This is a genomic window from Pseudomonas sp. (genome assembly GCF_049590575.1).
In the GTDB taxonomy this organism is placed as follows: domain Bacteria; phylum Pseudomonadota; class Gammaproteobacteria; order Pseudomonadales; family Pseudomonadaceae; genus Aquipseudomonas.
In genome coordinates, this window is the sequence record NZ_JBAWDE010000431.1 from 1 (window position 1) to 9379 (window position 9379).

Annotated in this window: 6 protein-coding genes and 1 pseudogene; 2 read left to right on the forward strand and 5 right to left on the reverse strand. The window is 62.6% G+C overall.

Annotated elements, in window-relative coordinates; genetic code table 11:
• From WBR57_RS29815 to WBR57_RS29825, 3 genes and pseudogenes are all read right to left on the reverse strand, one after another.
• Positions 1 to 197 (reverse strand): annotated as a pseudogene (locus WBR57_RS29815) (EamA/RhaT family transporter); the annotation flags it as partial.
• Between the two features lie 259 nt (positions 198 to 456).
• Entirely contained in the window at positions 457 to 969 is a 513-nt protein-coding gene (locus WBR57_RS29820) for a hypothetical protein (protein WP_424089124.1), read from the reverse strand.
• Between the two features lie 314 nt (positions 970 to 1283).
• Positions 1284 to 2849 carry a methyl-accepting chemotaxis protein gene (locus tag WBR57_RS29825; RefSeq protein WP_424089127.1) on the reverse strand — a complete coding sequence of 522 codons (1566 nt, stop codon included), beginning with the start codon at positions 2847 to 2849 and terminating at the stop codon, positions 1284 to 1286.
• Positions 2850 to 3012: 163 nt separating this feature from the next.
• Here WBR57_RS29825 and WBR57_RS29830 point away from each other — a divergent pair, with 163 nt between their 5' ends.
• Positions 3013 to 5211 carry an OsmC domain/YcaO domain-containing protein gene (locus WBR57_RS29830; RefSeq protein WP_424089129.1) on the forward strand — a complete coding sequence of 733 codons (2199 nt, stop codon included), beginning with the start codon at positions 3013 to 3015 and terminating at the stop codon, positions 5209 to 5211.
• Positions 5212 to 5268: 57 nt separating this feature from the next.
• Here the strand turns inward: WBR57_RS29830 and WBR57_RS29835 are convergent, their stop codons facing one another.
• Both WBR57_RS29835 and WBR57_RS29840 read right to left on the reverse strand, forming a co-directional pair.
• A complete protein-coding gene (locus tag WBR57_RS29835) occupies positions 5269 to 6435 on the reverse strand; it encodes a cystathionine gamma-synthase (protein ID WP_424089131.1) in 1167 nt (388 codons plus the stop codon).
• Entirely contained in the window at positions 6432 to 7808 is a 1377-nt protein-coding gene (locus WBR57_RS29840) for a pyridoxal-phosphate dependent enzyme (RefSeq protein WP_424089133.1), read from the reverse strand. Before WBR57_RS29840 ends, WBR57_RS29835 begins: the two co-directional genes overlap by 4 nt.
• 254 nt (positions 7809 to 8062) lie before the next feature.
• Between WBR57_RS29840 and atzF the strand changes: the two genes are divergently transcribed.
• On the forward strand, positions 8063 to 9379 hold a 1317-nt coding region (gene atzF / locus WBR57_RS29845), incomplete at its 3' end, for an allophanate hydrolase (protein ID WP_424089135.1).

Here is a 9379-nt window from a genome sequence, read left to right on the forward strand (position 1 = left end):
GCGATGAGCAGGCCCAGCAGCACCTGCCAGCGCCACGCGCCCGGTGGCAGGCGCAGGCTTTGGCGTTGCCACAGCACCAACACGGCGAGCACCAGCAAGGTGCCGCCCGAGCGCAGCAAAATCGCCAACAGCACCCCGGCGCCATCATCGAAGGCGACGCGGGCGGCGATGTGGTTGCCGGCGAAGGCGCAGCCCATGCAGAGCAGAATCAGCACGGCGACAGGGCGGGAAAATACAGCGGGGATAGTTTGATTGGGGGCGGGGGCAGTCATTCAAGGGCTCGAGCAGTCAGCGCCATCGTCGAGGATGGCTATTTATTTTTAGGTTGTCGTACAACTTGCGGTAGGGGGTTGTAGCGTGTTTGAGCCGCAGGAGCAAGGGAGGATTGGCACATTGTCGGGGATGCACAAACGGCGAGGGCGCCCGGCCAACGGGCGACCTCGCTGACGGCATGAGTTATTTGGGCGCTTCGACCCATTCGCAGTTTCTCAGGGGCGTCCCACCCACCCGCATGTAATAGGCGTCTGGCACCGCCACTCGTTCATGGGAGGTACCCACCGGCCCATCGTGATAGTCCGTGAACAGCTGGCCATTGACGATTTCCCAGCGCACGGAATAAGCCGCCGTGGAGCGGTAAAGCCACAGACGCGGCGCCGCGCGGCATGACAGGTAATTGCCATCCTGGAGCTCAAGCTGCATTCGGCCACCGTCGCTCGAGACATTTTTGAACACGGCTTTGTCGCCGTTGGAGGGGGTGGTGCTCATATAGTCCCAAAAGCTCCAGCTGGCCTGGTTACCGACGAAATAGGCAAAACCGCTCTGGACCTTGCCATTGTCATCGACGTATTCAAGCTTGAGGTAATACGGCTTGTTTTTCGGCAGGGCCTGGCTACCGCTGCGTTGGGGAAGTGGATCGCCCTTGGGTTCAAAGGGTTTATCGTTCTCGGAGGGGCTGATTGAGTCACTCATGGACTGATTCCTTCAATGGATGAATAAAGGATGAATCGCCTGAGCCGAAGCCATAACGCGGAGGGGGGTAATGCAGGGGAGGATCGCGGGAATCATCAGGTTGCGCCTTGCGCACAGCTGCTTGGGCCTGTGCTACGACTTGGGGAACGCTTACCCGCTTCCAGTACGGCGTGTCCTTCTCTCATCCATGATTTCAGCAGCGACGACCTTAACCGTCGAGGCGCTTTGCAAGCGTAGAACAGACGGGTGGATTCGTCGAAAAAATTCCGTCCAGCGCCCATCAGGCTTGTTGGCGGGCGCCGGACGGTTGCGGATCAGCGATTGAAGCGTTCCACCAATGCGTACTGGGTGGCCGCGGTCTGCGTGAGGTCCTTGCTCAGGTCGGTGGATTGGTGGGCCTGGATCGAGGTCTGGTCGGCCAGTTCGGCGATGGTGGTGATGTTGCGGCTGATCTCCTCGGCGACGGCGCTTTGTTCTTCGGTGGCGGCGGCGATCTGGGTGGTCATGTCGGTGATGTGCGACACCGCTTCGCTGATGCCGACCAACGCCTGGTCGGCTTCAAGCACCCAGGCCACGCCTTCCTGGGCCTGGCGCTGGCCGTTCTGCATGCTGCTGACGGCATTGTTGGAGGACGCTTGCAGCTGGGTGATCAACCCATGGATCTGGGTGGTCGATTGCGTGGTGCGCTGCGCCAGTTGCCGGACTTCGTCGGCGACCACCGCAAAGCCCCGGCCCATGTCGCCGGCGCGCGCGGCTTCGATCGCGGCGTTGAGCGCGAGCAAATTGGTCTGATCGGCAATGGCTTTGATCACGTCCACCACGCTGCCGATCTCGTCGCTGTCCTTGGCCAACTGCGCCACGGTCACCCCGGTTTCGGCGACCACGGCGGACAACCGCTCGATGGCTTCTCGCGTATCGCGTGCCACCTCACGCCCGCGCCCGGTCAGCACGTTGGCTTGCTGCGTAGCGTCGGCGGTGCGCTGCACATGGCTGGCGACTTCCTGGGTGGTCGCGGCCATCTGGTTGACGGCGGCCGAGACCTGTTCGGTTTCCACGCGCTGGCGGTCCAGACCCTTGGCGCTGGCGCTGGCCAACTGGTCGGATTGGCCGGCCAGGGCACTGAGTTGCTCGGCACTGTCCTGCAGGCGCGTGAGGCAGGTTTTCAGGCGCGCGGTCTGGCTGAGAAACGCAGTTTCCAAACGCGCCTGGGGGCCACGGGCATCGCTGTACATCTGCGCGATCAAGGCATCCGAAGTCGAGGGCTCGACCCCCGCCAACAGGCGCAGGGTCGCACTTTGGCGCCAGCGTGAGCAGAGCACGCCCACCGGCACGGCGACAGCCACGGCCACCGCGATGGCCAGCGGTGCACTGAGGAACAGGCCGGCCACGCAACCGGCGACAGCGGTGGCGGCATACGGCACGCAGCTCGCGGCGGCCGGCAGCCACGCGTCCTGTTTCGGCATAGCCGGTTTGCCCCGGCTGATGCGTAGGTACAGCGCCTGGGCGCGACGGATTTCATCGGCCGTGGGCTTGACCCGCACTGACTCGAAACCCACCACATTGTTGCCGTCGAAAATCGGCGTGACGTAGGCGTTGACCCAGTAATGGTCGCCATTTTTCGAGCGGTTCTTGACGATGCCCATCCAGGGCTGGCCTTTCTTCAGCGCACTCCACATGTGCGCAAACACGGCAGGGGGCACATCGGGGTGACGTACGATATTTTGTGGCGCGCCGATCAGGTCGGCGCGGTTGAAACCGCTGATATCGACGAAGGCGTCGTTGCAGTAGGTGATGACGCCCCGAACATCGGTGGCGGAGATAAGTTTTTGCGAAGCCGCGAGTGAAATCTCGCGTTGTGTAACAGGCTGGTTGTTGCGCATTCCGACTACTCCCTGGTTGCCCTCAGTCCATCGGCGTCAACTGGGAAAAGGTTAATGGAGTTTTGCCAATTCGCCAGCCATTGGTCAAAAGCCTGAAACTTGCGGGTGAAACGCTTCATAATGGCGGCCATTTTTATATAGCCCGTTATTCTGGTGTGCCCCCATGGAAATCAAGGTCAACTTTCTCGACAACCTCCGGCTTGAAGCCAAGTTCGATGACTTCACGGTGATTGCCGACCAGCCCATTCGCTACAAAGGCGACGGCTCGGCACCGGGGCCATTCGATTACTTCCTGGCGTCGTCGGCATTGTGCGCGGCGTATTTCGTGAAGTTGTACTGCGAAACACGCAACATCCCCACGGACAATATTCGCCTGTCGCAGAACAACATCGTCGACCCGGAAAACCGCTATAACCAGATCTTCAAGATCCAGGTCGAATTGCCGGCGGATATTTCCGATAAGGACCGCCAGGGCATCCTGCGCTCCATCGACCGTTGCACCGTAAAAAAAGTGGTGCAGGCCGGTCCTGAATTTGTCATCGAAGAAGTCGAAAACCTCGACGCCGATGCCCAGGCCTTGCTGATGCCCAACTCGACATCGGCCGCCGGCACTTACATCGCCGGCAAGGACCTGCCGCTGGAGCAGACCATCGCCAACATGTCCGGGATCCTCGCCGGGCTGGGCATGAAGATCGAAATCGCCTCGTGGCGTAATATCGTGCCCAACGTGTGGTCGCTGCATATCCGCGACGCGCATTCGCCGATGTGCTTCACCAACGGCAAGGGCGCGACCAAAGAGGGCGCGCTGGCGTCGGCACTCGGCGAGTTCATCGAGCGGCTCAACTGCAACTTCTTCTACAACGACCAGTTCTGGGGTGAGGAACTGGCCAACGCGTCGTTCGTGCATTACCCGGACGAGCGCTGGTTCCAGCCGGGCCGCAAGGACGAGCTGCCGCCGGAAATCCTCGACGCCAACTGCCTCAAAATCTACAACCGTGACGGCGAACTGCGCGGCTCGCACCTGTACGACACCAACTCGGGCAATGAAGAGCGCGGCATTGTTTCGCTGCCGTTCGTGCGCCAGTCGGACGGCGAAGTGGTGTACTTCCCCTCCAACCTGATCGAAAACCTCTACCTCAGCAACGGCATGAGCGCCGGCAACACCTTGGCCGAAGCCCAGGTGCAGTGCCTGTCGGAGATTTTCGAGCGGGCGGTGAAACGCGAAATCATCGAGGGCGAATTCGCACTGCCGGACGTACCGGCCGAGGTGCTGGCCAAGTACCCTGGCATCCTGGCCGGCATCCAGGGCCTGGAAGCCCAGGGCTTCCCGGTGCTGGTCAAGGACGCATCCCTGGGCGGTGAATTCCCGGTGATGTGCGTGACCTTGATGAACCCGCGCACCGGCGGCGTGTTCGCCTCGTTCGGCGCGCACCCAAGCCTGGAAGTGGCGCTGGAGCGCAGCCTCACCGAACTGCTGCAAGGCCGCAGTTTCGAGGGCTTGAACGACTTGCCGCAGCCGACCTTCGAAGGCCATGCGGTGACCGAGCCGAACAACTTTGTCGAGCACTTCATCGACTCCAGCGGTGTGGTGTCGTGGCGCTTCTTCAGTGCGCAATCGGACTACGAATTTGTCGAGTGGGACTTCTCTGGCCAAGGTGAAAACTCGAACGCCGAAGAGGCCGCGACGCTGTTCGGTATCTTGGAAAACATGGGCAAAGAGTCGTACATGGCGGTGTACGAACACCTCGGCGCCACGGCCTGCCGCATCCTGGTACCGGACTACTCGGAAATCTACCCGGTGGATGACCTGATCTGGGACAACACCAACAAGGCGCTGTTTTTCCGCGCCGACATCCTCAACCTGCACCGCCTTGACGACGAAGAGCTCAAAGCCCTGGCCGAGCGCCTGGTGGAAAGCGAGCTGGATGACTACACCGATATCACCACCCTGATCGGCATCGAATTCGACGACAACACCGCTTGGGGCCAGCTGACGATCCTGGAGCTGAAACTGCTGATCTACCTTGCCCTCCAGCAATACGAAGAAGCCAAAGAGTGCGTGGAAATGTTCCTGCAGTACAACGACAACACCGCCGAACGTGGCCTGTTTTACCAGGCGGTGAATGCCGTGCTGGAAATGGAACTGGACGAAGACCTGGAGTTGGCGGATTACGAAGCCAACTTCCGGCGCATGTTCGGCAATGAGCGGATGGATGCGGTGATCGGCTCGGTCAACGGCAGTGTGCGGTTCTACGGGCTGACGCCGACCAGCATGAAGCTGGAAGGGTTGGACCGGCATCTGCGCTTGATTGACAGCTACAAGAAGCTGCATTCGGCACGGGCCACTATCACTTCAGCCTGACGCATAAACACTGTGGGAGGGGGCTTGCCCCCTCCCACAGTTGACCGAGTTTTAGCGTTAGATAAGCGCCAGGGCGTGTGCCAGATCCGCCCTCAGGTCCTCCACATCTTCCACCCCCACCGACAACCGTACCAACCCATCGCCAATCCCCAGCTGCGCGCGCGTGGCTGCCGGGATGCTCGCGTGGGTCATGATCGCCGGGTGCTCGATCAGGCTTTCCACGCCGCCCAGGCTTTCGGCCAGGGCGAAGATCTTGACGTTCTCCAGAAAACGCGTGGCGCCGGCCAGGTCGCTGTTCAGGTCCACTGAAATCATCCCGCCAAACCCGCGCATCTGTTTGCGCGCCAGTGCGTGCTGCGGGTGCGACGCGAGGCCGGGGTAGTACACCCGCGCTACTTGCGGTTGCTGTTCCAGCCAGGTGGCCAGGTCCAGCGCATTGCTGCAATGGCGCTCCATGCGCAGCGCCAGGGTTTTTACCCCGCGCAGGGTCAGGAACGCATCGAACGGCCCGGCGATGGCGCCCACCGAGTTCTGCAGGAAGCCCAGGCGCTCGGCCAGCTCGGGGTTATCGCCGACAATGGCGATGCCGCCAATCACATCGGAGTGGCCGTTGAGGTATTTGGTGGTGGAGTGCACCACCACGTCGAAACCCAGCTCCAACGGGCGCTGGATCCACGGGCTGGCGAAGGTGTTGTCGGCCACGCAGATAATCCCGCGATCCCGGCAGATACGGGCGATGGCACTAAGGTCGGTGAGGCTAAGCAGCGGGTTGCTCGGGGTTTCGACCCAGACCATGCGCGTGTCGTCCTGCAGCGAGGCTTCAAACGCGGATAAATCACTCAGGTCGACAAAGCTGAAACGGTGCCCGGCGCTGCGTTGGCGCACTTTGTCGAACAGGCGGAAGGTGCCGCCGTACAGGTCGTTGCCGGAGACGATATGTGCGCCGGCATCGAGCAGTTCCAGCACCGTGGAAATCGCCGCCAGCCCGGAGGCGAAGGCAAACGCCTGGGTGCCGCCTTCGAGGTCCGCCACGCAGCGCTCCAGGGCAAACCGCGTGGGGTTGTGGGAACGGCCGTAGTCGAAGCCCTTGTGCACACCCGGGCTGTCTTGCAGGTAGGTGGAGTTGGCGTAGATCGGTGGCATCAGCGCGCCCGTGGTCGGGTCGGGGGATTGCCCGGCGTGGATCACGCGGGTCGCAAACGCAGTTTTATCGGGCTGACTCATGCAAGGGATCTCCGTAGGTGGTTAAGCAGGTCGACGCGGGTGATCAGGCCGTGGAAGCCCGACGCATCGGCGATGATGGCGACCAGGCCGCGGTCCAGTTCCGCCTGCAGTTCGGCCAGGCTGGCGCTGGGGTCAAGGGTTTGCAGGGTGTCGGTCATGGCGCTGGCGACGAGCATCGAGAAATCCGCCGCGTCGTGGTGCAGGCCCAGCAGGATGTCGGATTCGTCGATGACGCCCACCAGTTTCCGACCGTCCACCAGCACCGGCAATTGCGACACGTCGGCCAGGCGCATGCGCTGGAAGGCGGTCAGCAAGGTGTCGTCGGGGCTCACGCTGATCACGCGGCCGTCTTCGAAGCGCCGCGCGATCAGGTCGCGCAAGTCGCCGTAGTGCTTGTATTGCAGCAGGCCGGCGTCGTTCATCCATTGGTCGTTGTAGACCTTCGACAGGTAGCGCGTGCCGGTGTCGCAGACGAACGTCACCACACGTTTGGGTTCGGTCTGCTCGCGGCAATAACGCAGGGCGGCGGCGAGCAGGGTGCCGGTGGATGAACCGCCGAGAATGCCCTCGGCCTTGAGCAGTTGGCGCGCGTGGTCGAAGCTCTCTTCATCGCTGATAGAGTAGGCGTGGCGCACGCTGGACAGGTCGGCAATCGACGGGATGAAGTCTTCGCCGATGCCTTCCACCGCCCACGAGCCCGGGGTTTCCAGCGTGCCGCTGCGGCTGTACTCGGCCATCACCGAGCCCACCGGGTCGGCCAGCACCATCGCCAGTTCCGGCTGCACGCGTTTGAAGAAGCGCGTCAGGCCGGTGAGGGTGCCTGCCGAGCCGACGCCCACCACGATCGCGTCGACATCGTGCTGGGTTTGCGCCCAGATCTCTGGCGCCGTGCTGGTTTCGTGGGCGAGCGGGTTGGCCGGGTTGTTGAACTGGTCGGCGAAAAACGACCCCGGAATGTCCTTGGCCAGGCGCGCGGCCACGTCCTGGTAATACTCGGGGTGGCCCTTGCCGACGTCGGAGCGGGTGATGTGCACTTCGGCGCCCATGGCCTTGAGGTGCAGCACCTTTTCCGTGGACATCTTGTCGGGCACCACCAGCACCACGCGGTAGCCCTTGGCCCGGCCCACCAGCGCCAGGCCCAGGCCGGTATTGCCGGCAGTCGCTTCGATAATCGTACCGCCGGGGCGCAGGCGGCCGTCGCGCTCGGCGGCGTCGATCATCGCCAGGCCGATGCGGTCCTTGATCGAGCCACCGGGGTTCTGGGATTCAAGTTTGAGGAACAGCGTGCAGGGGCCGGTATCGAAACGGCTGACCCGAACCAGCGGGGTGTTGCCGATCAGCTCAAGTACGGCGGGGCGGGGAAGCGTGGGCATGGCGTCTCCTGGGTACGGGATGGGCGTAGGGAGGGGGACAGCAAACTGCAAAGCATGGCTTGGAACATAGGCCGGTATCGGGCCGGTCGCAACCTGACGGTCCGTTGCCTGTCTTTTTTTGGCGCATGCACGATGGGTGAATGCGCCATCAACGCGCACGGTTTGTTGTGATTCACCGCGTATTCATTGGGTTTGGGGGTTGGCCTGGGCTTTGCTTTAAAGAATTCAAACTTGGATACAAGATGGAGTCTCCCATGCACGACGCTTTTGGCTGGACCCTCGGTGAATGGCAAAGCGCCTACCGCAGCGGGGCAATCACCCCGGATCTTTTGCTGACCCTCGCCAGCGAATACCGCGCCGACGACACGGCCTGGATCAGCCGCGCCACGCCTGCGCAATTGACTGCACAGCTCACGCAATTGAACGAACGCCTGACGGCGGTGGGCGGTGATATCGCCAAGTTGCCGCTGTATGGCGTGCCGTTTGCGATCAAGGACAATATCGACGCGGCCGGCTGGGACACCACGGCAGCGTGCCCGGAATTTGCCTACACGCCGGCGCAGGACGCTACTGTGGTCCAAAAGCTGCGCGCAGCCGGCGCCATCCTGATGGGCAAGACCAACCTCGACCAGTTTGCCACCGGGCTGGTGGGCACGCGCTCGCCCTATGGCGCGGTGGGCAACAGCTTCAATGCGGACTACGTCAGCGGCGGTTCCAGCTCAGGTTCGGCGTCGGTGGTGGCGCGCGGGCTGGTGGTGTTTTCCCTGGGCACCGACACTGCAGGCTCGGGGCGCGTGCCGGCGGGGTTCAACAATATTGTCGGGTTGAAGCCGACCAAGGGCCGTTTGTCGAACACCGGCCTGGTGCCGGCTTGCCGCACGGTGGACTGCATCTCGGTGTTCGCCTTGACCGTAGCATGCGCCGAAAGCGTGGCAAGCGTTGCGGCAGGCTATGACGCCAGTGATGCCTATTCGCGGTTCAACCCGAATACCGCGCCGGTCGCGGTGGCGGCGGCGCTCAAGCTGGCGATCCCGGCGACCCTCGAGTTTTTTGGCGATACCCAGAACCAGGCGGTGTTCGAACAGGCCGTCGAAGGTTTCAAGGCCATGGGCGCCGTGATTGCTCCGGTGGATTTCAGCGCGTTCAAGGAACTGGCGGACCAGCTGTATTTCGGCCCGTGGGTTGCCGAGCGCACCGTCGCCCTGGAAGGCATGCTTGAGCGCCAGCCCGAAGCAATCAACCCGGTGGTGCGCGGCATTGTCGAAAATGGCCGGCACTACAGCGCCTGTGATGCCTACAAAGCCGAATACCTGCGCGCCGAATTGAGCCGACGCATCAACGACAGCCTGGCAGGGTTCGATGCGTTGCTGGTGCCGACGTCGCCGACGATGCGCACGCTGGCGGAGATGGCCGAGGAGCCGGTGCGCTACAACTCGCAATTCGGCTACTACACCAACTTCACCAACCTGGCTGACCTTTCGGCGCTGGCGCTGCCCGCCGGCCTGCGCGCGGACGGCTTGCCCAGCGGCATCACCTTGCTTGCGCCGGCCTGGCATGACACGGCGCTGGCG

What these genes read in the sequence shown, in the direction of transcription:
- WBR57_RS29820 (WP_424089124.1), bottom strand. Translation starts at nt 969, where the DNA reads ATGAGTGACTCAATCAGCCCCTCCGAGAACGATAAACCCTTTGAACCC.
- WBR57_RS29825 (WP_424089127.1), bottom strand. Translation starts at nt 2,849, where the DNA reads ATGCGCAACAACCAGCCTGTTACACAACGCGAGATTTCACTCGCGGCT.
- WBR57_RS29830 (WP_424089129.1), top strand. Translation starts at nt 3,013, where the DNA reads ATGGAAATCAAGGTCAACTTTCTCGACAACCTCCGGCTTGAAGCCAAG.
- WBR57_RS29835 (WP_424089131.1), bottom strand. Translation starts at nt 6,435, where the DNA reads ATGAGTCAGCCCGATAAAACTGCGTTTGCGACCCGCGTGATCCACGCC.
- WBR57_RS29840 (WP_424089133.1), bottom strand. Translation starts at nt 7,808, where the DNA reads ATGCCCACGCTTCCCCGCCCCGCCGTACTTGAGCTGATCGGCAACACC.